At 55.6% G+C, this 24,965-nt stretch carries 21 protein-coding genes; 11 read left to right on the forward strand and 10 right to left on the reverse strand.

Annotated elements, in window-relative coordinates:
* The first annotated feature begins 2 nt into the window (after positions 1–2).
* Genes A6R74_RS15980 through A6R74_RS15990 form a run of 3 tightly spaced genes read left to right on the forward strand, consistent with a single transcriptional unit; the run spans position 3 to position 2,403 of the window.
* Entirely contained in the window at positions 3–755 is a 753-nt protein-coding gene (locus tag A6R74_RS15980) for a 5-oxoprolinase subunit PxpA (protein ID WP_064235466.1), read from the forward strand.
* Positions 752–1,456: a 5-oxoprolinase subunit PxpB gene (pxpB, locus tag A6R74_RS15985; protein ID WP_064235467.1), complete on the forward strand. Its 705-nt coding sequence runs from the start codon at positions 752–754 to the stop codon at positions 1,454–1,456. The genes A6R74_RS15980 and pxpB overlap by 4 nt, the downstream gene beginning before the upstream one ends.
* A complete protein-coding gene (locus A6R74_RS15990) occupies positions 1,453–2,403 on the forward strand; it encodes a biotin-dependent carboxyltransferase family protein (RefSeq protein WP_064235468.1) in 951 nt (316 codons plus the stop codon). The genes pxpB and A6R74_RS15990 overlap by 4 nt, the downstream gene beginning before the upstream one ends.
* A 46-nt stretch (positions 2,404–2,449) precedes the next feature.
* On the opposite strand, the gene A6R74_RS15995 is transcribed toward A6R74_RS15990, so the two are convergent.
* From A6R74_RS15995 to A6R74_RS16015, 5 genes are all read right to left on the reverse strand, one after another.
* The gene (locus A6R74_RS15995; protein ID WP_064235469.1) at positions 2,450–3,481 is read right to left on the reverse strand and encodes a hypothetical protein; all 1,032 of its coding nucleotides are present in this window, start codon (positions 3,479–3,481) and stop codon (positions 2,450–2,452) included.
* 120 nt (positions 3,482–3,601) lie between these two features.
* Positions 3,602–5,110: a sodium:solute symporter family protein gene (locus tag A6R74_RS16000; protein ID WP_064235470.1), complete on the reverse strand. Its 1,509-nt coding sequence runs from the start codon at positions 5,108–5,110 to the stop codon at positions 3,602–3,604.
* Positions 5,103–5,291 carry a hypothetical protein gene (locus tag A6R74_RS16005; protein WP_064235471.1) on the reverse strand — a complete coding sequence of 63 codons (189 nt, stop codon included), beginning with the start codon at positions 5,289–5,291 and terminating at the stop codon, positions 5,103–5,105. Before A6R74_RS16005 ends, A6R74_RS16000 begins: the two co-directional genes overlap by 8 nt.
* Positions 5,292–5,312: 21 nt before the next feature.
* Positions 5,313–8,306: a c-type cytochrome gene (locus A6R74_RS16010; protein WP_064235472.1), complete on the reverse strand. Its 2,994-nt coding sequence runs from the start codon at positions 8,304–8,306 to the stop codon at positions 5,313–5,315.
* Entirely contained in the window at positions 8,299–8,787 is a 489-nt protein-coding gene (locus A6R74_RS16015) for a (2Fe-2S)-binding protein (protein ID WP_064235473.1), read from the reverse strand. The genes A6R74_RS16010 and A6R74_RS16015 overlap by 8 nt, the downstream gene beginning before the upstream one ends.
* A 510-nt stretch (positions 8,788–9,297) precedes the next feature.
* Here A6R74_RS16015 and A6R74_RS16020 point away from each other — a divergent pair.
* The 4 genes from A6R74_RS16020 to A6R74_RS16035 are packed head-to-tail and all read left to right on the forward strand — an operon-like array spanning position 9,298 to position 12,752.
* Positions 9,298–10,458, forward strand: a complete 1,161-nt coding sequence (locus A6R74_RS16020) for an FAD-dependent monooxygenase (RefSeq protein WP_064235474.1) — start codon at positions 9,298–9,300, stop codon at positions 10,456–10,458.
* A complete protein-coding gene (locus tag A6R74_RS16025) occupies positions 10,455–11,273 on the forward strand; it encodes an alpha/beta fold hydrolase (protein ID WP_064235475.1) in 819 nt (272 codons plus the stop codon). Before A6R74_RS16020 ends, A6R74_RS16025 begins: the two co-directional genes overlap by 4 nt.
* A 15-nt stretch (positions 11,274–11,288) precedes the next feature.
* Positions 11,289–12,071 (forward strand): maleate cis-trans isomerase family protein, encoded by a 783-nt coding sequence (locus A6R74_RS16030; RefSeq protein ID WP_276204803.1) that lies wholly within the window; start codon positions 11,289–11,291, stop codon positions 12,069–12,071.
* Between the two features lie 30 nt (positions 12,072–12,101).
* Positions 12,102–12,752 carry an N-carbamoylsarcosine amidohydrolase gene (locus tag A6R74_RS16035; protein WP_064235476.1) on the forward strand — a complete coding sequence of 217 codons (651 nt, stop codon included), beginning with the start codon at positions 12,102–12,104 and terminating at the stop codon, positions 12,750–12,752.
* A 42-nt stretch (positions 12,753–12,794) separates the two neighbouring features.
* On the opposite strand, the gene A6R74_RS16040 is transcribed toward A6R74_RS16035, so the two are convergent.
* Positions 12,795–13,277 (reverse strand): MarR family winged helix-turn-helix transcriptional regulator, encoded by a 483-nt coding sequence (locus A6R74_RS16040; RefSeq protein ID WP_082906710.1) that lies wholly within the window; start codon positions 13,275–13,277, stop codon positions 12,795–12,797.
* Positions 13,278–13,485: 208 nt separating this feature from the next.
* On the opposite strand from A6R74_RS16040, the gene A6R74_RS16045 reads away from it, so the two are divergent.
* From A6R74_RS16045 to A6R74_RS16060, 4 genes are all read left to right on the forward strand, one after another.
* Positions 13,486–15,774 carry a xanthine dehydrogenase family protein molybdopterin-binding subunit gene (locus A6R74_RS16045; protein WP_064235477.1) on the forward strand — a complete coding sequence of 763 codons (2,289 nt, stop codon included), beginning with the start codon at positions 13,486–13,488 and terminating at the stop codon, positions 15,772–15,774.
* On the forward strand, positions 15,774–16,742 hold the full coding sequence (locus tag A6R74_RS16050) for an XdhC family protein (protein WP_064235478.1): 969 nt from the start codon (positions 15,774–15,776) through the stop codon (positions 16,740–16,742). Before A6R74_RS16045 ends, A6R74_RS16050 begins: the two co-directional genes overlap by 1 nt.
* Positions 16,732–17,358 carry a nucleotidyltransferase family protein gene (locus A6R74_RS16055; RefSeq protein ID WP_064235479.1) on the forward strand — a complete coding sequence of 209 codons (627 nt, stop codon included), beginning with the start codon at positions 16,732–16,734 and terminating at the stop codon, positions 17,356–17,358. Before A6R74_RS16050 ends, A6R74_RS16055 begins: the two co-directional genes overlap by 11 nt.
* Positions 17,359–17,605: 247 nt before the next feature.
* Complete coding sequence (locus A6R74_RS16060) at positions 17,606–19,588, forward strand: methyl-accepting chemotaxis protein (RefSeq protein WP_064235480.1); 1,983 nt, start codon at positions 17,606–17,608, stop codon at positions 19,586–19,588.
* A 72-nt stretch (positions 19,589–19,660) separates the two neighbouring features.
* Here A6R74_RS16060 and A6R74_RS16065 read toward each other — a convergent pair whose 3' ends face one another.
* The 4 genes from A6R74_RS16065 to A6R74_RS16080 all read right to left on the reverse strand — a co-directional run bounded on the left by A6R74_RS16065 (position 19,661) and on the right by A6R74_RS16080 (position 24,955).
* Positions 19,661–20,782: a DUF3137 domain-containing protein gene (locus A6R74_RS16065; protein WP_064235481.1), complete on the reverse strand. Its 1,122-nt coding sequence runs from the start codon at positions 20,780–20,782 to the stop codon at positions 19,661–19,663.
* Positions 20,783–20,790: 8 nt separating this feature from the next.
* Positions 20,791–21,369: a LemA family protein gene (locus A6R74_RS16070; protein ID WP_064235482.1), complete on the reverse strand. Its 579-nt coding sequence runs from the start codon at positions 21,367–21,369 to the stop codon at positions 20,791–20,793.
* Positions 21,370–21,558: 189 nt separating this feature from the next.
* A complete protein-coding gene (katG, locus tag A6R74_RS16075) occupies positions 21,559–23,712 on the reverse strand; it encodes a catalase/peroxidase HPI (RefSeq protein ID WP_064235483.1) in 2,154 nt (717 codons plus the stop codon).
* Between the two features lie 244 nt (positions 23,713–23,956).
* Positions 23,957–24,955, reverse strand: a complete 999-nt coding sequence (locus A6R74_RS16080) for an aldo/keto reductase (RefSeq protein WP_064235484.1) — start codon at positions 24,953–24,955, stop codon at positions 23,957–23,959.
* Positions 24,956–24,965: the final 10 nt, after the last annotated feature.

Consider the following 24,965-nt stretch of genomic DNA (forward strand, 5'->3'; position numbering starts at 1 on the left):
CTATGGCTATCCCTCTGCTTAATTGCGATATGGGCGAAAGTTTCGGCAACTGGACGATTGGGCTGGATGCCGAAGCAATGCCGTATGTCGACTGCGCCAATATCGCCTGCGGCTTCCACGCCTCTGACCCCCACGTGATGCGCCGCACCGTCAAACTCGCGGTTCAACATGGTGTACGTATTGGCGCGCACCCCGGTTACCCGGATTTGATGGGGTTTGGTCGCCGTTCCATGGCCTGCTCGCCAGAAGAAGCGGAAGATATGGTGCTTTATCAAGTGGGGGCATTGGCGGGCATATGCCAAGCCGAAGGCACTCAGCTAAGCTATATCAAACCTCACGGTGCGCTATATAACGACATGGCCGCCAACCCGGCGCTGCTGGAGGGCGTGATGCGCGCGGTGCGTGCTTACGATTCCAGCCTGCCGCTGATGATTATGTCCACCGCCGACCCTGAGCCACACCGCGAGCTAGCCGCCAAGCTGGGCATTACCCTGTGGTTCGAGACCTTTGCTGATCGCGCTTATGACGCCAACGGCCACTTGGCCTCCAGGCGTTTATCCAATGCCGTTCACCACGACCAGAACACCATCGTCAATCAAGCCATTATGCTGGCCAAAGGCGAGCCGCTGACCGCGCTTGATGGCACCCAGCTGCAGTTAGCCTGCGACACACTCTGCGTTCACGGCGATAACCCTGAGTCCGTGGCTGCCGTTCGCGCTATCCGCGAGGCCTTTCAGGCGTTGGAGCAGGCGTGAAGGTGCGCATTGAAACCGCCGCCATGGATGCCCTGATGGTGCGCCTGTTCGACGCCATCGACGAAGCCAATATGGCCTGGGTCATCGCCGCCGACCAAGCGCTGCGTAACGCCTTTGGGAACGTGTTAATTGACTTGGTACCCTCTTACACCACGCTGTTGCTGCATTACGATTGCCAGCAGTTAGCCCATAGCGAGGCTATGCAACTTATTCACAAGGCGCTTTCTGGCCTCACCCCTGTGGATACAAAAGCCGGTGAGCTCCATGACATCCCGGTGTGGTACGACGAAAGAGTGGGCCCTGAGTTACCCCTGGTCGCCAAGCGTGCTGGCATCAGCGTGAATGAGCTGATTAAGCAGCACTGCAACCACGACTACTGCGTATTCGCACTCGGCTTCGCGCCCGGCTATGGCTTTATGGGCTTGGTAGACGAATCGCTCGCTACGCCGCGCCTGAAAACGCCGCGGCGAAAAGTTGCCGCCGGAAGCGTGGGCATCGCCGATCGTCAAACTGCCATTTACCCACTGCTCTCGCCGGGCGGCTGGAATATTCTGGGTCGCACCAACGTGCCGCTGTTCGAGCATGCCAAGCGCGGCGATCCGCTTTTCCGCCCCGGCGACAAGGTGCGTTTTAGAGCCATCTCCCGGGCGGAGTTTGAAGCGGACGGTGGCGATACCACGCCCATGGAGGAGCGCCCATGAGCCAGGTCACGACGAACAATGCGCAAACAGGCATAGTGGTTAAACAAGCAGGCCCACTGGCATTGATTCAAGATGCAGGACGCTTTGGCGTCGGCCATTTAGGCGTTACCCAGGGCGGCGCCGCCGACTGGATCTCTTTTCGTTGGGCCAACTGGCTGCTGGGCAACGCATTAAACAGCGCCGCGCTGGAAATCGTTATGGGCGGCGGCCTGAGCTTTGAAACCGAACGCGAGGTGCGCCTAGCGCTGACCGGTGCGGATCTGGACGCCCAACTGGATGGCAAGCCGCTCGCTCCCAACGCCAGCTTTAAGCTACTGCCCGGCCAGCGCCTGGAGTTCCGCCAACCGCGCCACGGCCTGCGCGCCTACCTCGCCTTTCCCGGCGGGCTAAACGCGCCGGAGGTGCTGGGTAGCCGCGCCTGCACTGCCCGCGAGCAAATCGGCGGCCTACATGAAGATGGGAAGCCGTTAAAAGTGGGCGACCGTTTAACCTGGAAAGGCACCGCTCCTGCACTACGCCGGATTCCAGAAGGCCAAGGCCCACTTATGCCCACCTCGGGCTGCCGCTTGCCTATCGTACTAGGTTCGCAAATCGCCTCGTTTAGCGGTCGCGCACTCTTCCAGGCGTTCAACCACCCCTGGAAAGTGGATAACCGCGCCGACCGAATGGGCGTGCGGCTCACCGGCCCTGCGCTACACGGTTCGCTCACAGGAATTATTTCCGAAGGCATTCCGCTGGGGGCGGTGCAGGTACCGCCGGATGGTCAACCCATCGTACTGATGAACGACCGCCAGACCATTGGCGGCTACCCGCGCCTAGGCGCCCTCACCCCCATCGCCTGCGCCACGCTTTCCCAATGCCTCCCCGCCACAGAGGTGTGGCTAACGCCGGTCAGCGCCAGCCAGGCGCAGGATGATTATCTTAAGCAGTTAAACGCATGGATTTGAAGTAAAAAAGCCCCAACCGGGGCTTTTTTAGCATACTGCTGACGCGCTAGTTTCTACCCATCTGCAGCTCTTTAACGACGATATCACCATCAATCACAACCGGCTCATCATCGAGAAACAGCGAGCAGTTGCGCATGGGAATATCGAGGTGACAGGCGGTATCGTTGGGGCCGCCTAACTCACTGTTGGGCCCTGTAGAGAACATCACGTTGCCATAGAAGCTGCGCGGTTCCATGCCCATACCACCGGGGAACTCACCCGGCACCATACGGTGCCACTTGGCGTTTGGATTCATGCCCCAGCCCACATGGCTCATCCCCAGGCCGCGCGGGTCGTTAAAGCTATCCATATAGGATTTCACCAACTCGGCATCCAGCCCGCCGCGTATATCGCTAATCCAGCCCTTCTCTATGGTGTACGTAATGGGCTCTCGGACATACATGTTCTGGGGAAGCAGGATGTCGCCTGGCGCCACCACAATGGTGCCATCAACGCCATCGTCATCGCCGCCGGTAAATACAAAGCCAGAGGGCCAGTGATCCCAGCGGCCAGGCTCATCGGTGCAGGCATACTCGGCGACGGTAGCGTACGTATTCAGTTGATAGGTGACATCGGTACCGTGGGGCGAGGTGATGCGCATCACCTTGGCTTTTTCCAGTAGCGCGGCGGCCAGCTCGACCTTTTCCCTTAACTCCTTGGTGGGCAGCATTCTAGCCAGCAGCTCTGGGGGCTCAACTGCCGTTAATATCCGCGTGCCCGCGGCTTGAATCGCCATTTGCTCCGGTGAAAAAAGCAGGAAAATACAATCGATCAACATGTCGCAATTTTTTAGCGCTTCCACTGCATCGGGCATGCTGGCAAGCCCCGTTGCTCCCACGGCCCAACCACCGGTGGGTAGCGGCGCGGGTAACCGCATATGGTACATATTGGCGCCTAAGCGCTGCCCCGCCGCCATAAAGGCGTCGGCATAATCAAGGCGTTCGCTACCTTGGGTTAGCACGACGAGCTTTTCGCCTTCGTGGACACCAGACATTTTTAACTGGTGGAGGCAAATTTCCGTAAAGCTTGCATGATCCATAACGTCTCCTAACTTCCCGGGCGCAAGCTCTGCTATAGCGTACCGGGAAGTGTTTGCTGAGAGCGCTTAAGCTCGCCAATGGGCATACCCAGCGCTCTATTATTTGGCCGAAATAAGCAGCTAGGCAGCCGCCTCTTTAGTCGCCTGATCGTGAGAAGAACGGCGTTTTTTACCCAGCTCTTCAGCGATGGCGGTAAAGAATGCATCCGTGGTGGCTTGATGGGGTTTGGTCACGAGACTGACGCCAACAAACAGCACACTGGCGACCACAATGCCCCATACGCCAGCAGGCAGGCCCAGCAGCGAGTTACCGGTGGCATACATCAGCAGTACAAAGGCGCTGGTACCCACCACGCTCACCAATGCACCGGCGGCCGTGCCGCGTTTCCAGTAGAAGGCGCCGATCAGCGCAGGCACCATGGCGACTAGGCCCGACGATGCAGCCACTGACAGCACCGCAATCAGGTCAAGCTGCAGCTCGGCGAAGGCTAACGCCATTAGTGCAATTACCGGCACCACAAACTTACCCACCAGCAGTTGGCGCTTTTCACTAACGTTAGGTTTGACGTTGGCATACACATCACGGGAGACCATGGAGGCCAGGGTCAGCATGATCGAGTCAATGGTGGAGACGGCCGCCGCCATAATGCCGATCATCACGATGACACCTAGCACGGGTGGGACAAACTCTGAAGCCAGCAGTGTCGGTGTGGCCAAGTCTGCCCGCTCCAGACCAGGGAAGGCGGCTAAGGCAGAGAAGCCCCACAGCACCGACACCATGGTGTAGATAAAACCAAACACCAAGAAGCCAATCAGCATGTGGCGCATCGAGCGCAGCGAAGAGGGCATAAACAGGCGCTGACTAACCTGGGGGTTCGAGAGACTAAAGAAGAACCAGGGAATCGTTAGCCCTAAGAACGTTACGAAGCTGAACAACCCAGAACCCGGTACAGTTAATGACTGAGGATGTTCTGTTGCCAGCGTATTGAAGAGCGCGCTGAAGCCCCCCAACCCCTGAACAACCAGAAAGGCCACCAGCGTTGAGGCGACAATCATCATGATTGCCTGGAGGGAGTCGGTCCACATCACCGAACGGATCCCAGCGATATAAGAGAAGAAGATTGCGATCACCGTGGCCAGCACGACGCCGGTGGTAAAGGTAATCGCCCCATCGGTAATGCCTTGCAGCAGGTAACCCACGCCAGCAAGCTGAACGGCCGAGTAGGGAATCAGGAAGATACAGCTGGCGATGGAGACGGCCATCGCCACATGCTTGCTGTTGTAGCGATGTCCTAACATCTCACTTGGGGTCACAAAGCCGAACTTTTTGCCCACCGCCCAGAACTTGGGCCCAAAGATAGCCACCAGCGAAACACCAGCAAAGTAGATAATTTCAAAGCCGAGCGCGCCCACACCGCCGGCATAGGTAAGCCCTGCCAGGCCCACCATCATAAAGGCGCTGTAAGTCGTGGCGCTGTAACTTAGCGCAGAGACAAAGCCGTTCATTTGTCGGTTGCCCAGGAAGTATCCCGACATACTTTCAGAAGGGCCTTGTCGGGACATAACCGCAATGCCGATCGCGATCACTAAGTAGATGGTAATGGACCACCAGATGAGTGATTCAGTCATTGCTGTGCTCCTCAAAATCTTTAGTGATAAACACGTTCAGTGCAATAACCGCTAACCCTGCACACGCCCAAAACAGGAAGCTGCCGTACCAGAGCGCGACACCGCTCAATAGGGTGTAAGGCACTAAATAGCTCAGCAAGACGACGGCCCAAACTAGCCATATCCATTTACTACGTTTCATAGTCCACCTCGTTTTATTACGTCAGGGAGTAGAGTGAGTGTTGTTGTGGTGAGGCTGGCGTAAATCAGCAATGCGTTGTTCTACTTGTTGCCAAGGCGCTTTCTCTGGAGCAAAACGCGCTCGGAGATAGGTCGCCAAATCAGCGACCTGGGTATTACTAAAACTGTCGGCAAAGCCAGGCATGTTACCCACACCGGGTACGTGCTCCGCGTGAACACCGCCCAAAATTGACTGAATAACGTTATCAGGGTGATCACTATGCAAATTGGTATTCAGCGCCAGGTTGGTGCTCGCGCTTGAAAATGTCGGCACACCTGATGCCACATGGCAGGCCGCACAGGCCCCCTCGAATAGCCGCTCGCCTGCCTCCAGCTCGGGGGCGCTAAGCGCTGCGCTTGCCACGCGCTGTTCTGCCCCCGCCACATCGGCATCGCTATTGCCTGCGGGCGCCTGCATTTGGGCGGCCACGTAATGGGCAATGGCGCGCACGTCGTATTCAGGCAGCTCGGCCAAGCCCGCCACCACCGGGGCCATCGGGCCAGAAGCAACGCCATGCAGTGACGATTCGCCCTGGCGTAGGTAGTCGTAAAGCGATGCTTCACTCCACGGTACAGGGGCACGCGACAAGGTATTCAGCGGCGGCGCTTCCCAGCCATCCACAAAGGCACCGGCCAAATACGCCCCGCCGCTTTTTTCCGCGCCCATGGCATTGCGGGGGCTATGACAGGCACTGCAGTGGCCTAACCCTTCGGCCAGATAGGCACCTCGGTTATACAGTTCGCTCTGTAGGGGGTCAGGTTGGAAGGGAGCCGGATCGTGGTAAAGGGTATTCCAACCCGCCATTAAGGCGCGCACGCTGAAGGGGAAAGAGAGTTCATTGGTGGTTTTTGCAGCCGCTACTGGTGGCTGAGCCATTAAGTAGGCATAAAGCGCCTGCAAGTCGGCATCACTGGTTTTGGCAAAGGCCGTATAGGGAAAAGCAGGATAAAGGTGGCTGCCATTACGGCTAATGCCATGGCGCATGGCCCGCTCAAACGCCGCGTAGGACCACTGGCCAATCCCCGTTGCTTCATCCGGGGTAATATTAGTGCTGTAAAGCGTCCCGAAGGGCGTTTCAAAAGCACGTCCGCCCACATTGGTCACGCCACCTTCGGAGGTATGGCACGCCGCACAATCACCCGCTGCAGCGACCAGCCGCCCGCGCTCGATAGTCTCGGCGGAATAGAGGTTGGCAGCGGGCCGGGAAACGGGCGCGATTGCTCCTTTCCACGGCCAGGCCATGGCCGCAGTGCCTGCAATGGTGGTGAACGCAGCGGCGGCCAACCAACGTCGCTTCGTGGAGCGCGACTGTTTAACTGGCTTAGATGGCCGCCCTGCTTCTTCGGCCGACGATTCTTCAAGTGCTTGGCGTACGCGGTTGGCGGTAAACGGCGGTTGGCGAAAACGCAGGCCGGTGGCATCAAACAGCGCATTGGCGATAACCGCAACCCCCGGCGACAGCTCCGCACCGGTTAGTACGTCTTCCCCAACAGCGGCCACCGAAGCACTAGGCGAATAAAGGGTTGGCCAAGACGCGGTTGGCGCTAACGCTGAAGATTCATGTTTAGTCAGCGCACGACTGCCGTCGCCCCACTCGTCGAAACGGGGCTCATGCCCCAAAAAGGGGCGCGCTTCGCCCAACACGCGAGCCTGTAACGTCTGCTGCAGACGCGCCGTATCAATATCAGGGCCGGCATCCTGCCCCACTACCAGGCGGGTAAGCTGCACATCGCCGGTAATACGATTGACCTCCACATCGGCAATCCAGGCAGAGCGCACCCCCGCTTCCACGCGTTGTTCGCGGTCAGGTAGCTGGGAGTAGGCAAAGCCTCGCCCGCGTAGTAGATCCTGGGATAGTGATTCCGATGATGGATTGGACGAACGTTGCCACTCGGCCCGTTTAGCCACGGACTCAATCAACTCAATGCCCCGCGCATCCTCTAAATGTCGCAGCCTCAGCGCGATGGGGTCTTGCTCGCTCTCGCGGGCAACCTCATCTAAAAAGGATTCCCGTGCAAACGCCTGCTGTATACCGATCAAGGTGGGATTGGTGGCAAGCGAGGCTGGCTGGGAGCGTGCGGCAAGGTATTGATCGCGAAAGACATAAGGCGAGAACGGCGGTGTGCCGTTATCTCCAGCCGGGAACTCCGCCAGCTCGGCGATTGCGGCGGCGCCGCTTAGCCACAGCCCGACGGCGGCCACCTCACCGGTGAGATTGGCCTGCTGATAGCGATAACGGGCTATCTCACCGTCACTGGAGAGATCCGCATTTAGGGTAATCCGCTGCGCTTGCCCTAGCGCTTCAACGTCCTTGGCGTAGCGGGCATCAAGCCAAACGGCGACGGGGTTGCCCACTGCCCGCGACATCAACGCGGCATCTACGGCGGCATCATCGCCGCAGTGGCGGCCCAATCCCGACGCCTGCTGCGTTGAGTGGTTATTAACAGCACTGTAAAGCTCGATCTGGCTGACATCCAGCGCGGTTAACCGGTTTAAATCCTGCTTCAGCGCCACTGGGGTGGCGGTCTGCCCCCACACTCTCAATTGCTGGTCGCTATAATCGGCGATTACCCAGCTGGGATGATTGCCCCAGCGCATTCGACTGGGCCAACCATACGCATGGCTCGCCGATGCGTATGGCGGATGCCTCTCTTCAACGGGCATTTTAGCGGGCGATTTATCAGCGGCTTGACGAACAGTTCGCCACTCCACTTTCAACTGTTTAGCCGCATCGGTTGCCAACGCCAAACTATCGGCCACCACCCCCACAAAGTCCCCTTCCACCACCACGTCGATAGGGCCGGAGAGTGAGGCGAGGCTATTTTTGTCGACGCCAACCAAGCGGTCACTTGCAAAGCGCCCGTCGCTCCAACGGTAGAAAGGGGGTCGCACCACCACACCGTAGCGTGCCTTCGCCAGCAGTGCGGAGGTACCGGCCGGTGCCTGCTGGCCATTGAGCATCGACCCATCACTCATAAGGTGTCTCCTCCAGCGCGACCGCATTAATCACTACGGCACGTTCAGCTGCCTGGAGAATTTCAACGTGGGTACCGCAGCGGCAAAGGTTATGCTCTAACGCCGCGCGAATCTGCTCTGCAGTGGGCTGGGCATTATGATTTAACAGCCCGCGAATAGTGATGATCATGCCGTTCAAACAGTAGCCACACTGCGCCGCCTGGGCATCGATAAAGGCCTGCTGCACAGGATCAAGCTGGCCATCCTGGGCAAGTCCATCAAGGGTCGTCACGTTGTGCCCAACGGCGGCGGATACAGGCAGCACGCAGGAACGTGCCGCCATACCGTCGATCAGTACGCTACATGCACCACACTCGCCTAAGCCACAGCCATATTTCGGGCCATTGAGCGCCAGGTCATTACGCAGCACATTGAGCAGCGGTGACTGCGGCGGCACCGCTAGCTCACGTTCTTGCCCATTGATAGTTAGCTTTAGCGTCATAGGGGATCATCATCGTTATTGTTAAAGCAGCCATCTCGCTTACATAAAGCATTGGGACTGGCTTAGATACTACTAATAAATACTGCCTTCCAAACACGCTTCGAAGCACTTGATAGCTAGCCTATTTGCCTCTTTGCCATCCGCTTTGCACCAGCAGTGTGCAGCGTTTTCCATGACCGTTCATTAAAGTGCATACGCCATAAAAAATAGACTATTAAACGTATAGCACTCAATTGAGGCGTCTTTCAAGTTTTTCAAAAAATCAGCAAAACCACCAAATAACTAATAAAATTCAATGAATTGAAGACAAATTTACCTATTTTACTCAAGAAAAATATTTTACGACTTAATTCTTGACCAACAATTAAATGGTGTATACGTTGTTTTATAGCATTCGCGACTGTCCCTGAAAAGGGCCTTATAGCGCTAACAGTCAAGCGAACACCCTCCCCTTAAGTGATGTACGCAGCAACCAGTACGCAGTGAATAAAACAGCGAGGAAATAACCCTATGAATAATAAACCCACCATTGCCGTCATTGGCGCAGGTCTTGGCGGTGCTGCTGCAGGCGCGCTGCTGCAGCAAGCGGGTTACCCCACCAAGGTGTACGAACAGGCCCCGGCATTTGCCCGCCTGGGAGCAGGCATTCACCTGGGCCCCAATGTGATGAAAGTCATGCGACGCATTGGTATTGAAGAAAAACTCAATGCCATGGGCTCACACCCCGACTACTGGTTTAGCCGTAATGGCATGACGGGGGAGTATCAATCACGCATCCCGCTGGGTGAGTTTGCTCGTGAAAACTACGGCGCGGCCTATATCACCGTGCACCGTGGCGACCTACACGAACTAATGGTCAGCACGCTTGATCAGGACAATCTCTATTTCGATAAACGCCTGGTCGATGTGGATGACAGCGGCGACAAAGTGGTCATGACCTTCGCCGACGGCTCAATCGAAGAGGCCGATTTGGTGATCGGCGCTGATGGCGTTAACTCGCGCCTACGTGAGAAGCTGCTCGGCCCTGAAGCGCCTATTTACAGCGGCTGGGTCGCCCACAGAGCGATTATCTCGGCGGAAAAGCTCAAAGCATACGACCTGGATTTTGAAGCCTGCGTAAAGTGGTGGTCGGAAGATCGCCATATGATGGTCTACTTCGTCACCGGCGACGAGAAAGAGTACTACTATGTTACGGGCGTGCCTGAACCCGACTGGAACCACGGCACCTCTTTTGTTGATAGCTCCCAGGAAGAGATGCGCAAGGCATTCGAGGGTTACCACCCTACTGTGCAGGCGCTAATCGACTGCACCGAAAGCGTTACCAAGTGGCCGTTACTGGAGCGCAACCCGCTACCGCTATGGCATGAAAACCGCCTAGTACTGTTGGGTGACGCCTGTCACCCGATGAAGCCGCATATGGCCCAGGGCGCGGCCATGGCCATTGAAGATGCCGCCATGCTGGTGCGCTGCCTGGAAGAAGTGGGCGCAGAGAAGTACCAGCAGGCCTTCGAGCTTTACCGCACCAACCGATTTGAGCGCGCCTCCCGGGTACAGCAGGTTTCCCACGACAACACATGGCTTCGCCAAGACGAAGACCCGGCCTGGGTATTTGCCTACGACCCCTTTGAGGTTCCGCTAAAACAGCCGATCAACGAAGGGAGCCCGGTATGAGCAGCACTTATCTTTATGGTGCCAACCTGCACGCCAACGGTATTCGTCAGCACTACCTGCGCTTCGGCGACAGCATCGATTCATCGCGCCAACCGTTGGTACTGATACCGGGCATTACCAGTCCGGCGATTACCTGGGGCTTTGTGGCTGAGCGCCTGGGGCAGCACTTTGATATTTATGTACTCGACGTTCGTGGCCGTGGCTTATCCTCTAGCGGCCCAGATCTCGCCTACGACACCGACACCTGCGCCGACGACGTGATCGGCTTTATCGAAGCACTGGGGCTCAACAACGTCATCCTGGCGGGCCACTCCATGGGTGCACGTTTTGCCCTGCGCGCCATGAGCCGTGGCGCCAAGGGTATCGACAAGCTGGTACTGATCGACCCGCCGGTTTCAGGGCCAGGTCGTCGGGAGTACCCCAGTAAGCTGCCCTGGTATGTGGACTCGATTCGCGACTGCACACGTGGTGTCGATATCGAGACCATGCGCCACTACTGCCCCACCTGGAGCGATGACCAGCTGCGGCTGCGCGCCGAATGGCTGCACACCTGCTATGAACCCGCCATTGTTCAGGCGTTTGAAGAGTTTCATAGCGTCGATATCCACCAGGATTTCCCAAGCATCAAGGTGCCTACGCTGCTGATGTGCGCGGGTAAGGGCGGGGTTATCCAAGATGAAGATCGCGCCGAAATACGCTCCCTGCTGCCGACGATTCGCATTACCACCGCGGAACAAGCGGGCCATATGATTCCCTGGGATGACTTCGATGGCTTTTTTGCCGCGTTTGAAGACTTCCTGGGTACACAACTCTAACAAAGGCCAATGATCATGACCCACAACGCTATCACCCACAGTTCCATGACCAAACCATACCGTATCGGCCAGATCGTCCCCAGCTCCAATATCACCATGGAGACCGAAATCCCGGCGATGCTGGCGGCGCGGCAGTTGATCCGCCCTGAACGCTTTACCTTCCACTCCAGCCGTATGCGTATGAAAACCGTCAGCAAGGACGAGCTGGCCGCCATGGACGCAGAGTCTGACCGCTGCGCCCTGGAGCTGTCTGATGCGGCGGTGGATGTCATGGGCTACGCCTGCCTGGTGGCCATTATGGCCATGGGCCCTGGCTACCACCGCGAATCCCAGCAACGGCTGCGCAGCCGCACTAAAGAGAACGGCTGCGATACACCCGTGGTGACCAGCGCTGGCGCCCTTGTGGATGCCCTGGGTGTGATGAAAGCCAAGCGCGTCGTGGTAGTGGCACCCTATATGAAGCCGCTCACCGAGATGGTGGTCGACTATATCCGCCAGGAAGGCATTGAGGTGCTTGATTACCGGGCGCTTGAGATCCCCAACAATCTGGATGTTGCTCGCCACGACCCGGCCAACCTGCCAGAGATTGTTGCTAGCCTGGATTTAAGCAATGTCGATGCGATTGTACTGTCCGCCTGTGTGCAAATGCCGTCGCTGCCTGCCGTTTCCAAGGTCGAAGCCCTAACCGGCAAACCGGTAGTCACGGCCGCCATTGCGACCACTTACGCCATGCTCAAGGCGCTTGATTTAGAGCCTATTGTGCCGGGTGCGGGCGCGCTCCTGTCAGGGGCTTACTAACGATATCCGGTGCTGAGTAAGGAGATGGCCATGTCACCAAACAAGACTGATGACAGCGGTGATGTTAGTAACAACTACAAAGGCGTTTGGGATGGCCGCATCGGCTTTGGTAAAAGCCCAGCGCTGCTAGTGGTCGATTTTATGCAGGGCTACACCACCCCCGGCTCACCACTATTTGCCCAGGGCGTAGTAGACGCCCTGGCCAATATGCCGACGCTATTAAATACCGCGCGGCAGACGGGCACGCCCCTTATCCATACCAATATTCTGTATCACGCCCCGGATCAGATCGATGGCGGCATTTGGGTTAAAAAGGCCCCGGTGATGCGGGCCATGGTGGCGGGTAACCCCTACGCAGAATTCTGCCCTGAGGTGACACCTCGTGAAGATGAACTGGTAATGACCAAGCAGTATGCCAGCGCCTTCTTTGGCACCTCGCTGGCGTCCACACTGGTCGCCATGGGTGTCGACACGCTGATCATTACCGGCTGCTCCACCAGCGGCTGCATTCGCGCCACCGCGGTGGATGGGCTGCAGCATGGCTTTCGCGTGATGGTTGTTCGCGACTGTGTCGGCGACCGCCACCCAGCCCCCCATGAAGCCAACTTATTTGATATCGACAGTAAGTATGGCGATGTGATTGGGCTGGATGAGACGCTGGGCTACTTAATGAAGCACTAGCAATACTCGAAGACCGCGGGTGAGAGGGGCACCTTTGCCGTGTTACCCATCCGCGTTCATTTTCTCCAGCAGGTGCATCAAAGCGATTCGCTCTGCGGGGTTTAGATTTTTCATGGTCTGATCGCTGATCTGCTTGGCACTGGGCACCATGTTCTCGACTAGCTCGGCTCCGGGCTCGGTGATCACGACCATGACTTTGCGTTGATCGTTTGGGTCGGTGGTAAGTGAGATCCACTCACGTGCTTTTAGGCGCTTAATAACGCCACGGATCGTGGCCGGGTCAATCGCCGTGACGTTGACGATATCGGTAAGCGAACTAGGGCCACGCTCCATAACGGTGCATAAAGTGACAAACTGAATGGCCGTAAGTTGTTTATCGCTGCTGTAGCGCTGAAAGATAGCGGTATGCCGCTGGTAGGCTTTACGCAGCAGATGCCCTACCTGTTCGGAAAAATCATAGCCCTGCTCACTGGGCGTAGGATGCTCGCCGTAAGACGAGTGGTGAAGCGCACGATCCGTTGTCATTCCCTCTCCTTTAAGTAATGGCGGCGTTGTAAAACGATTATGGCACTGGTCAGCATGGCGTTACATCAACGCACAAAATTCTGCTTGCGCTGACGCAATTCATCATGCTTTTATGGCGTACACGCTATAATTTTACCCTAGTTACCGCCATATCATCATCCCAAATATCAACCCACATATTCATTTAAGCATAGCGCGGGAGGCAGACATGGCGGGTAAGCTGGACTATACAAGAGAGTCGCTGCTTAATGACCCCGACCTTCTGGTAGTCTACCGAGACCCGGTAACGCCTCCCAAGCCCGCCCCAGGACAGCCAGGTACACACTCAAACTTTACTCCGCTTGAGCCCGAGATATTCATTGCCGTATTGAGTGACAGTCATATCGTGGCTTTCAACGGCCACGTAGACCTGGGCACCGGTATCCGCACCGCGCTGGCACAAATCGTTGCGGAAGAGCTCAACGTTGGTTTCGATAGCGTCACCATGGTACTGGGCAACTCCTGTGAAGCACCCAACCAAGGCCCCACCATCGCTAGTGCGACGATCCAGATCACCGCTGAACCACTGCGCCGGGCCGCAGCCCAGGCGCGGGAATATCTGTTGGCAATTGCTGCCAGCCACTTTGACACTGAGCGCGCTCTACTTAGTTGCCAAGACGGCACTGTTTATCTCAACGACTCTATTCATTCCAACGATAAGCACCGTCTGTCCGTCAGTTATGGGGCGTTACTGCAGGGCGCCCGCCATGCGCTAAGGCTTGCCGATCACGCGCCGCTTAAACCAACCAGTGATTACACCCTGGTGGGGCGCTCTACCTCGCGTGTGGATATTCCCGATAAAGTCACCGGCAAATTGACCTTTGTCCACGACCTGCGCCTGCCCGGCATGCTACATGGACGCGTCATGCGGCCGCCTTACGCAGGTTACGACAGTGGCGACTTTATCGGCACCAGCTTAGTCGCTGTGGATGAAAGCTCCGTGGCGCATTTGCCAGGGGTGGTCAGCGTCGTGGTGATCGGTGACTTTGTCGGCGTGGTGGCCGAGCGTGAAGAGCAGGCCGCCGCCGCCGCCAAACAGCTAAAGGTAGAATGGCGGCCGATCAAAGGCCTGCCTCAACTGGACAATATCGAGAAAGCGCTGCTCGACCTGCCCAGCAAGCAGCGCGTGCTGCTCGAAGAGGGTGATCTCGATAGCGCCCTGGCCGCCGCCGACCAACCGCTCAATCGCCACTATGTGTGGCCATTCCAATTGCATGGCTCCATTGGCCCCTCGTGCTCCGTCGCCGATGCCAGAGAAGGAGCCCTTCACGTCTGGTCGGGCAGCCAGAACCCGCATAGCCTGCGAGCCGACCTCGCCCGCCTTACCGGCCTGGATGAGAGTGTCATTACGATTACCCGCATGGAGACCTCGGGCTGCTATGGCCGCAACTGCGCTGACGACGTTGGTGCCGATGCCGCGCTGCTCTCACGGGCGGTGGGCCGACCTGTTCGGGTACAGTTGACCCGTGAGCAGGAGCACAGCTGGGAACCTAAAGGGGCAGCCCAGTATATGGCCATTCAGGGTGGCTTGAACGCAGACGGCAGCCCGGCAGGCTACCGTTTTAGCACCCGCTACCCTTCGAACAGTGCGCCCACGCTAGCACTACTGCTGACTGGGACAGTAGCGCCTATCGACATCCCCTTTGAGATGGGCGACCGAACGTCGGTGCCGCCCTACCGCTACCCTCATCGGCAGATAATCTGTGACGACGTGCCGACCCTGGTGCGCGCCTCCTGGCTACGCGGTGTCTCAGCGCTGCCCAATACCTTCGCCCACGAAAGCTATATCGATGAGCTCGCCTATTTGGCAGGCGAGGATCCCGTTGCCTATCGACTGCGCTACCTAACCGATGAGCGCGCCTGCGAGCTTGTCGAAGCGTTAGCTAAACACGCGAACTGGGAACCCTGCAGCGCCAATGCCAACCCAAGAAGCGATGGTGATTGGCGCTATGGCCGAGGCTTCGCTTATGCCCAGTACGTGCATAGTAAATTTCCGGGCTTTGGAGCAGCGCTCGCCGCCTGGGGCGTTGAGCTTAAGGTCAATGTGAAGAGTGGGCGCATTGTGGTTGAGCACGTATATGTAGGTCAGGATGCGGGGCTAATGGTGAACCCGGCGGGTGTTCGCCATCAGGTGCATGGCAATGTGATTCAAATGCTCAGCCGCACCTTAAAAGAAAAGGTCACCTTTGAAGATAGCTTACCGACCAGTAAAGAGTGGGGCGGGTACCCGATACTGCGCTTTTCAGAGCTTCCTCCCATTGATGTCATGCTGCTTGATCGCCCTGAGTTGCCGCCATTAGGCGTTGGAGAGTCCGCGTCCCTACCCGCCGCTCCCGCGATTGCTAACGCGCTCTTCGACGCCACGGGCGTACGCTTTACCCACCCCCCTTTTACCCCTGACACCGTTCGTGAAGCACTAAAAGCGGGTCTTAGGCTTCATCAGGAGATGGTTAGTTAATGCACCACCTTGATTTACAGGTGATTGAGCGCGCACTTAAATGGGCCAACCAGGGGATGGTTGTTTGGCTGTGCACGGTTTTGAAAACTTTTGGCTCGGCACCCAGAGAACCGGGGGCCATGCTGGTGGCGTGCACAACAGGAGAATACGTGGGCTCACTGTCAGGCGGCTGTGTTGAGGAAGATTTTATTGCACGGCTCCAAAAGGGTGAATTTGACGAACCGGTGAAACGAGTACGCTATGGTGGTGAGGGTGATTCAACAAATATCCGTTTACCCTGTGGAGGCAGCCTTGACGTACTGGTCGAACGGCTAGCGCCAAACACCGAAAACCTCACGCATCTAGAAGTAATGCATGCCACGCTACTGGGCCGCCAACCGCTTACCCGCTATATCAAATTAGATGGCAGCGGTAAACGCTTTAACCCTGCGAATAACTCCACGCCCGCCGTCACTTTCGATACGAATAGCGTCAATATCCGCATTGGGCCCGCGTTACGGCTGATTATCGCGGGGATCTCCTCTATCTCTTCGCCCTGTGCGCTGTTTGCCCAATCGCTGGGGTTTGAAGTGATTGTCTGCGATCCCCGAGACGCAGCCCGCAAAAATTTCGCCGTAACCGGCGTGGAAGTCCAGGCAGTGCTGCCTTCGGTGTTTATCGCCTCGGGCGGTTGCCATGCCAATACCGCCGTTGTGGCTTTGACCCACGACCCGCGTATTGACGATTTAGCCATGATCGAAGCCGTTCGTACGGAGGCATTTTACATTGGCGTCATGGGCTCCCAGCAAACCTCGCAACAGCGTGCCGAACGGCTACTGCGTTCTGGCGGCCTAACGGAACGCCAAGTAGCCAAAATCGCCATGCCCATCGGGCTCAATCTGGGCAGCAAAACACCGGCTGAGATCGCGCTGGCCGTAATGGCCGATATTGTTCGCCTCTATCGTGGAAAACAGCGCCATGCGTTGTAACGATATTATCGTCATCGTGATGGCAGCAGGCCAATCAAGTCGTTTTGGCAGCGATAAACGAGTCGCCAAACTGAGTAGTGGCGAAACACTCTTAGACGCCACTTTATGGTCTATTCAAAAACACTTTTCTAATATCTGCGTCGTCATTAAACCCGAAGATAATATCGAATCATTCGGGCTCTCTATACAACCTTCTACAATAATTAGCCCGCGCAGTCATTTAGGCCTTGGCTACAGCATTAGCGATGCTTTCTTACAGTTAATGCAAGACAAAAGAACACAAGACGAAAACATACAACACTACCGTGCTGCAGCGATATGGTTAGCCGATCTTCCCTGGGTAAGCCAAAAGACATGTGAGGTAGTAACTAACATTACAACCGCAGAAAATATTGTACAACCCTTACATTTTAAAAAACCAGGGCATCCCGTTATTTTTGGGAATAAATTTTGGCACGAGTTAGCACATTTAGAAAATCCCAAGGGGGGTAGCACTCTCGTCAAAAAGTATAGCAGCCATGTAATTAATGTCTCTCTCAACGACCCAGGCGTGTGTGCTGATGTCGATTATCCCGATGATTTAATCGAACCATTAAAAAACACAAGAGATACATAAATGCCACATAACACCCCAACAAAAATTACATTAAAAATAAAACAACGAACGAATTTAACGCTACTATATTAGATTAAATAAATATTAAAAAAAGCAACTTAGAAAACAACTGTAAAAAGCAAGGGCATCAACGGTCGCCAATGAATAGCGGCCGTAAGAAAACTTCCAGGGAACTATTAAACAGCCAGGGCATAATACTCGCCACTCCCGCAGTCTTCTGCTTCTGGCCTACACATCGAGGCAACAAATGAAAAAAATTTCTCGTCTTTCTCTGACGCAGAAACTGCTGGTCGCTGTCGCTATCCCCCTCTTAGTGGTGGCCGTCATTTTAGGTTTTGTCGTCAATCAACAGCTTAACCAGGCCATTCCTGCGCTAATCGATAATGCCGGTAAGCGGCAGGTAGAAGCACGGGCAGATGAAATCAGCCGCTGGATTACCGGGTACCGTAATTGGATAGCCGTGCTGGCCCAGGATGAGCGTTTGGTGGAAGACGTACCGCTTGCGTCTCACCGCGAATGGCTCGAAAAGCGCTACCCACCGGGAGGCACCATTGAGTCACTGTTCTTTACTGACGCATCTGGCGCGACCCTAACCCACGCGGGGGTTAATTTGCAGATAGCTGAACGTCCGTATTTTAAAGCCCTAGTGACTGACGGTACTCAGGATAGCCTGCTAAGTGATCCTGTTATCTCCATGGTTAGCGGCCTGCCTACCGCAATTGTCGCCGATACGGTCTTCGATGAGCGCGGCAATCGAGCGGGGTTGCTAGGTATGACTGTCTCCATGGCCGCCGTGTCTGATATCACCTCTGATATCAATGTAGGCGAAGGCAGCTACGGCTGGTTAATTGATAGCCAGGGGCAAGTCATCGCACATCCGGTGGAAGAGTATCGCATGTCGCTTAATTACACCGATGCCGACCAGCAGGGCTACCAAGGTCTGGATGCACTGAGTCAGCAAATACTCAGCGGCACCGCGGGCTCCGGCGAAATCACCATGCCCAGCGGGGAGCACACTATTCTCATGTGGAGCCCGGTGGAAGGTACCTCCTGGGTGGTCGGGGTGACGGTGCCCATTGCCGCCTTTACGACAGTGACCAACAAGCTACTACAGTCACTGCTGCTGGCCGGTGGGCTGCTGCTGATCGTACTGTTGGTTGTGGTTGCCTATGCAGCGCGGCGCTCGCTTGCCCCCATCAAACATACCGCCAGCGCCATGGCGGATATTGCCCAAGGTAGAGGCGATTTAACGCGCCGATTGGAAGCCAAAACCCAGGATGAAATCGGTGATCTTGCCCATGGCTTTAATGCCTTCGTCGAGCGCATGCAGTCCACCCTTCAGGAAGTACGCCAAAATGCCCGCACGGTACTCTCAGATGCCAGCGATATGGCGGATGGTACCCATGAGCTTTCATCGCGTACCGAGCAAGCGGCGGCCAATCTCCAGGAAACCTCCGCTTCAATGGAGCAAATTCACTCCACGGTAGCGCATACCTCCCAGGCTTCCGAGCAGGCAAATAGTCTTGCACTGGAAGCCGCCAGTGCTTCAGAGCGCGGCACAGAGTCCATGACTCAAATGGAAGCCAAGATGGCCGCGATCAACGAGTCAGCCAATAAAATCAGCAACATTATCGGCTTGATTGACTCGATTGCATTTCAAACCAACATTTTAGCGCTTAATGCGTCAGTAGAAGCTGCCCGTGCCGGTGAGCAAGGTCGTGGTTTCGCGGTGGTCGCTAGCGAAGTACGCACGCTAGCCAGTCGCTCGGCATCGGCGGCGCATGATATTCGTGCGTTAATTGATATGTCGGTCAGTCACTCTAAAGAAGGCAGCGACATCGTTAAGGCGGCGGCTGAACGTATGAATGAGATTCGCCACAGCGTGACCCAGGTATCGGATGTCATCGCCGAGATTGCCGCCGGTGCGCGGGAACAAACCGCAGGCATTCAACAGGTCAACACGGCGGTTGCCGAGATGGATATGATGACCCAGAAGAATGCGGCCATGGTCAGTCAAAGCGCCAACCTTGCCACCAATATGCGCGACAATGCTCAGAGGCTTGATCAGCTGATGAGTGAGTTTGTGCTCAGTGAAAACAGCGCTACAGCGCTGCCCTATACGGCAATACACAAAACGCGTTCAGCACCAAACACTGAATTAACTCAAACGGCGCGTCATACCCAGGCAGTCAAGCAAAAACATGAAGTGGTGGAGTGGGAAGCGTTCTAACTCCTCTCCTCATCATTAGTAAGACTAAAAAGCACTCCATTGGGTGCTTTTTAGTTTCATACAGCACCTAGGCTAGGATCGGCTGCTTTGCAACAACTCAAGCACAGTGAAGATATTTTGCAGTTCACTGTGCAACTGCCCGCAAAAGGGTAAGTCAGCTACGGCTATTTCTGAATCAGGTGTCGTCAGCGCTGGTTGATCAGTGTTGAGCAGTAATAATACCTGCTGATTAAACATGCTCACCGCTATACCTGCATCGGCATATTGATCAGATAAACTAAGCAAGCGCTGCATTAATGCAGGTGTTAGCCAAGCTCTGGCAGCAATTTGGTCGGTGCTATAAACAGTAAAGCGCTGATTAAAATCCGCATCTTCCAGGAATACTTGCTCTGTGTTGGCAACATCAGTTGTTAGCTTAAAACGTGACGCCAAGGTTCTTTGCTGCACAAGAGTGGTGACACCCTCAAAGCCAGTTGGCGCAGCTAAATACAGCATCAAGCCATGAAATTTTTTGCGAGCCCGTTGATGGCCGCGCTGCCGACCGTAAAACTCGGCGTGGCTGACCTGAAAATGGCACTGTCGATAATACCCAACGATATAGTCTTCTTGAAATACGTCTCCATTATGTGGCGGCAAAATACCTGATGCCGCCAATGGTTGTATTGGTATAGCGCCATAGCGCTGGTAGTCCAACTTTCCAAACTCAGTTAGTAATAGTGGTATCAGTCGCTGTTTACAGTTATCGATGTAGTTCAGATAGGAACCAGCAAAACTAAGGTAACTAATCCCAACGGCTAGCATAATGGCCCAGAAAAAGGGTGACAGCACAGACATAAAAAAGGACAAATTAAAATCGCCGCCATTTATTAACATCCATAGCTGCGACAAGACCGTCCAGCCAGCAAAAGCCGCAGCCGCCAGCAAAAAGGCGGGGAGCAGCTTGTTACCCAATAAGTCTGCTTGGCTTTGCAAACGTTGGCGCTCAACTTCCAGCTGTTGAATATCATCACGGCGTTGTTGCAGTACATCCTTTACTGCTGCCGATGCTAAGCTGGGTGGCTGGCGATTTCTGCCAAACCGTAGCGCTAATCTGGCACTAATTTTATTGAGAATAAAATCTACGGCCACCAGCCAACGTTGTGACGCAATATTGCGCCGATAGGGCTGCAGCTCACCTTGCTGTTCGGTAGACATCATAGCCTTTAATTAAGTAGCGATTTTGCATCAACGGGTTGATGCGCATCACTGTCTGCTTGAAAAAAAGGATATTTATCAATCGACATTGCCGATGCAAGCACAGACCCTGGAAATATCTCCGTGATATTACGCAGCCGCCTGACAGAGGTGTTGTAGAAGCGCCGAGCAGCGGCGATGTTGGTCTCTACTTCTACGTAAGTTTGTTGGGCATTAACCATAGGGCCAGCAGAAGTCAGCTCTGGATAGGCCTCGGCTTGCACCATCAAGCGACTCATTGCACCCTGTAATTGCTGCTCCAGTGCAAAGTGGGAGGCTACATCAGAAGCGTTGTGGCTTTGCTCCGTCTGCTGCAGTGCAGAGAAGGCTTCGGTTCTAAGCCGGGTAATGTCGTCTAGCAACTGCTGCTCATGCTGCATAAAGCGTTTAGCAATCGTCAGTACATTAGGAATCAAATCGTGGCGTTTTTTCAATTGCACATCAACGCCCGCTAGCGCATCTAACGTGGCGTTACGCCTAGCAATAATCAGCATGTACCAAGCATAAAGCAGAGCAAATACTGCAAAGGCAGCGACCCAAAACAGCATAAAATTCTCCACACTCAGCACTTAGACAGAAAGCGAAGTTAACATAGCCTCACGATTGGCGCTAGCGTCATACTTCTCTCCAAACATTAATGTAAATGTTGTGCCAGACAATATAAAAAAGCCCGCATCCAAAAATGCGGGCTAGGCTTATCTACTGAGGCTAAAGCACCCAGTAGTTAGTAGGAGTACTTACGCGACATCAAAGCGATCCGCGTTCATCACTTTCGTCCAGGCGGCGACGAAGTCTTTGACAAACTTCTCGTCGTTGTCGTCCTGGGCGTAGACTTCTGCGTATGAGCGCAGCAGCGAGTTGGAACCGAACACCAGGTCAACGCGGGTAGCCGTCCATTTCACGGCGTCGGTTTGACGGTCGCGAATCTCGTAGGCATTTTTGCCCACCGGCTTCCAGCTGTTGCCCATATCGGTCAAGTTGACGAAGAAGTCGTTGGTCAACTGACCTTCACGGTCGGTGAATACGCCGTGCTTGGTGCCACCATAGTTGGTGCCGAGCACACGCATACCACCCAGTAGCACGACCATTTCCGGCCCTGTCAGCCCCATCAGTTGAGCGCGATCCAGCAGCAGCTCTTCCGGCTTCACGACGTAATCTTTCTTCTGCCAGTTACGGAAACCGTCAGCCAGCGGCTCTAGCGGCTCGAAAGATTCGCCATCGGTCATTTCGGCAGAAGCATCGCCACGCCCTTTCAGGAAAGGTACGCGAACGTCATAGCCTGCCGCTTTGGCGGCTTTCTCAATGGCGAAACTACCGGCCAGAACGATCACGTCGGCAAGGCTTGCGCCGGTGTCGGCAGAAATCTTCTCGTAGACCGCTAATACGCTGGAAAGGCGAGCGGGCTCGTTGCCTTCCCAATCTTTCTGAGGCGCCAAGCGAATGCGGGCACCGTTGGCACCGCCACGCATATCAGAGCCGCGGTATGTACGCGCGCTGTCCCAAGCAGTACTGACCATGTCGCTGATGCTCAGGCCGGCTTCGGCGATTTTCTGCTTCACCACTTCTTCGCTGTAATCAGTGCTGCCAGCTGGGATGGGATCCTGCCAGATCAGGTCTTCAGCGGGCACTTCGGGGCCGATGTAGCGAGCTTTCGGGCCTAGATCACGGTGAGTCAGTTTGAACCAGGCCTTGGCGAACGTCTGCTTGAAGTACTCCGGATCCGCCATGAATTTTTCACAAATGGCACGGTAGGTCGGATCCATCTTCATGGCCATATCCGCATCCGTCATGATCGGATTGTGGCGGATAGAAGGGTCGCTGGCGTCAACCGGCTTGTCTTCTTCCTTGATGTTCACCGGCTCCCACTGGTGAGCGCCCGCAGGGCTCTTGCGCAGTTCCCACTCATAGCCGAACAGCAGGTCAAAATAGCCCATATCGAACTGGGTCGGATTGGTAGTCCAGGCGCCTTCAATGCCAGAGGTCACGGCATTGCTCGCCTTGCCACCCATAGTTGGGTTGCCCCAGCCAAAGCCCTGATTTTCAACGTCTGAGGCTTCAGGTTCAGCAGCAAGAGCGGCTGCGTCGCCGTTACCGTGACACTTACCTACCGTGTGGCCACCGGCGGTGAGCGCGGCGGTCTCTTCGTCGTTCATTGCCATACGGGCGAAAGTTTCACGCACCTGCTGAGCGGTTTTCAGCGGGTCGGGCACACCGTTAACACCTTCAGGGTTAACGTAGATAAGCCCCATCTGTACCGCGGCTAGCGGGTTTTCCATGGTTTCCGGCTTTTCAACATCGCCATAGCGCTCGTCAGAAGGCGCCAACCACTCTTTTTCATCACCCCAGTAGATGTCTTTTTCCGGGGCCCAGATATCTTCGCGGCCAAATGAGAAACCATAAGCCGGTAGCCCCATGGATTCATAGGCAACGGTGCCCGCCAGGATCATCAGGTCAGCCCAGCTAATTTTGTTGCCATACTTTTTCTTGATCGGCCACAGCAAGCGCCGCGCTTTATCCAGGCTGACGTTATCCGGCCAAGAGTTGAGGGGAGCGAAACGCTGGCTGCCAGTACCGCCGCCACCGCGGCCGTCGGCCAGGCGATAAGTACCCGCAGAGTGCCACGCCATACGAATCATTAGACCGCCGTAGTGGCCCCAGTCGGCCGGCCACCAGGCTTGGCTGTCGGTCATCAGCGCGTGGACGTCTTGCTTGAGCGCGTCAAAATCGAGCTTTCTGACCTCTTCCCGATAGTCAAAATCAGCATCCATCGGGTTTGTTTTGCGGTCGTGCTGGTGCAAGATATCCAGGTTAATCCCTTCCGGCCACCAGTCTTTGTTTGACGTGCCTGTGGAGGTATTACCACCGTGCATTACTGGACATTTACCACTCATAGCTCTCTCCCTCTAACTCTATTTTGCGTTAGCTGTTTTTGTCTTGGTTGCATTTATCTTAGCAGCTACCAAGTCAATTGACGGTGAGCGCCCTTACGATATGTATCGGTTCACCTGCTGTGCAGGAAAAGGGCGCTTCACTCACTTGGTACTGTTTTAAAGCAGAAACATCATAGGCACAATTTGCTTTTAGCGACCGATCTAATAGTTTTTATACATCGACCGATTGCTAGCGCTACAGTGGTTAAAATTCTTCCGTGTCGATATCCGCCTGCTGAGCCTCGCTGTAGCGTGCGCCTGCCACTTGGTCTGGCGTCATCATGGCATTCAACTGAGACAAAGTGGTGACATCAAGGCACAGCATTTCCGCGGCTAGGTTTTCACGCATATGATCAGGCGAGCGGGTGCCAGGAATAGGAATAATATCGTCACCTTGGGCTTTCAGCCATGCCAGCGCCAGTTGCCCCGGCGTGACGCTTAAGGCCTGCGCCAGCGCCGCTAAGTGTTCAAACAGCTTTAAATTATGCGGGTAGTTGTCGGCGCTGAAGCGCGGCATATTGCGACGCATATCGCCCTCTACTAAACGCGCCGGATCCTGAATGGCACCGGTTAAGAAGCCTCGACCCAGGGGGCTAAACGCGACCAGGGCAGCTCCCACTTCGCGGCACTCCTCAATTAGGGCGATTTCCGGGTTGCGCGTCCATAGCGAGTATTCCGACTGCACTGCGGCGATAGAGTATTCGGCCACCGCGCGGCGTAGCGTTGCCGCAGAAACTTCAGACAGCCCCACACCACCTATCTTGCCCTCTTCCACTAAGCGCCCCAACGCCCCCACGCTCTCTTCAATGGGGACTTGGCGATCCAAGCGGTGCAGGTAGTAGAGATCCAAATAGTCGGTGCGCAGGCGATCAAGGCTTGCTTCGCACTGTTTGCGCAGGGTTTCCGGGCGGCCGTCAATCACCCGCTTGCCCGATTCAGGATCCATCGCCATGCCGCACTTACTGGCCAGAAAGAGCTGGTGGCGCTTGCCCTCCAGGGCGCGCCCGACCACTTTCTCATTCGCCGTGGCGCCATACAGGGTGGCAGTGTCAAAGTGGCGATAGCCCATATCGAAGGCCTCATCCAGCGCCCGTAGAGCCGCGCTTTCCGGCACGATGCTGCCGTAACCGTGGGAGAGGTTCATACAGCCCAGACCAATCGAAGGGGCGTTGACGGCGTTAAGGCGCTGAAAAAAGGTCGACATCGGTATTCTC

It is taken from the genome of Halomonas sp. ALS9 (assembly GCF_001651035.1).
GTDB lineage: Bacteria > Pseudomonadota > Gammaproteobacteria > Pseudomonadales > Halomonadaceae > Vreelandella.

Coding starts and splice junctions, on each gene's coding strand:
- katG (WP_064235483.1), bottom strand. CDS start 23,712: ATGAGTGGTAAATGTCCAGTAATGCACGGTGGTAATACCTCCACAGGC.
- A6R74_RS16035 (WP_064235476.1), top strand. CDS start 12,102: ATGTCACCAAACAAGACTGATGACAGCGGTGATGTTAGTAACAACTAC.
- A6R74_RS16045 (WP_064235477.1), top strand. CDS start 13,486: ATGGCGGGTAAGCTGGACTATACAAGAGAGTCGCTGCTTAATGACCCC.
- A6R74_RS16055 (WP_064235479.1), top strand. CDS start 16,732: ATGCGTTGTAACGATATTATCGTCATCGTGATGGCAGCAGGCCAATCA.
- A6R74_RS15995 (WP_064235469.1), bottom strand. CDS start 3,481: ATGGATCATGCAAGCTTTACGGAAATTTGCCTCCACCAGTTAAAAATG.
- A6R74_RS16020 (WP_064235474.1), top strand. CDS start 9,298: ATGAATAATAAACCCACCATTGCCGTCATTGGCGCAGGTCTTGGCGGT.
- A6R74_RS16025 (WP_064235475.1), top strand. CDS start 10,455: ATGAGCAGCACTTATCTTTATGGTGCCAACCTGCACGCCAACGGTATT.
- A6R74_RS16010 (WP_064235472.1), bottom strand. CDS start 8,306: ATGAGTGATGGGTCGATGCTCAATGGCCAGCAGGCACCGGCCGGTACC.
- A6R74_RS16060 (WP_064235480.1), top strand. CDS start 17,606: ATGAAAAAAATTTCTCGTCTTTCTCTGACGCAGAAACTGCTGGTCGCT.
- A6R74_RS16070 (WP_064235482.1), bottom strand. CDS start 21,369: ATGCTGTTTTGGGTCGCTGCCTTTGCAGTATTTGCTCTGCTTTATGCT.
- A6R74_RS16050 (WP_064235478.1), top strand. CDS start 15,774: ATGCACCACCTTGATTTACAGGTGATTGAGCGCGCACTTAAATGGGCC.
- A6R74_RS16080 (WP_064235484.1), bottom strand. CDS start 24,955: ATGTCGACCTTTTTTCAGCGCCTTAACGCCGTCAACGCCCCTTCGATT.
- A6R74_RS16040 (WP_082906710.1), bottom strand. CDS start 13,277: ATGACAACGGATCGTGCGCTTCACCACTCGTCTTACGGCGAGCATCCT.
- A6R74_RS15980 (WP_064235466.1), top strand. CDS start 3: ATGGCTATCCCTCTGCTTAATTGCGATATGGGCGAAAGTTTCGGCAAC.
- A6R74_RS16005 (WP_064235471.1), bottom strand. CDS start 5,291: ATGAAACGTAGTAAATGGATATGGCTAGTTTGGGCCGTCGTCTTGCTG.
- A6R74_RS16015 (WP_064235473.1), bottom strand. CDS start 8,787: ATGACGCTAAAGCTAACTATCAATGGGCAAGAACGTGAGCTAGCGGTG.
- A6R74_RS16065 (WP_064235481.1), bottom strand. CDS start 20,782: ATGTCTACCGAACAGCAAGGTGAGCTGCAGCCCTATCGGCGCAATATT.
- A6R74_RS16030 (WP_276204803.1), top strand. CDS start 11,289: ATGACCCACAACGCTATCACCCACAGTTCCATGACCAAACCATACCGT.
- A6R74_RS15990 (WP_064235468.1), top strand. CDS start 1,453: ATGAGCCAGGTCACGACGAACAATGCGCAAACAGGCATAGTGGTTAAA.
- A6R74_RS16000 (WP_064235470.1), bottom strand. CDS start 5,110: ATGACTGAATCACTCATCTGGTGGTCCATTACCATCTACTTAGTGATC.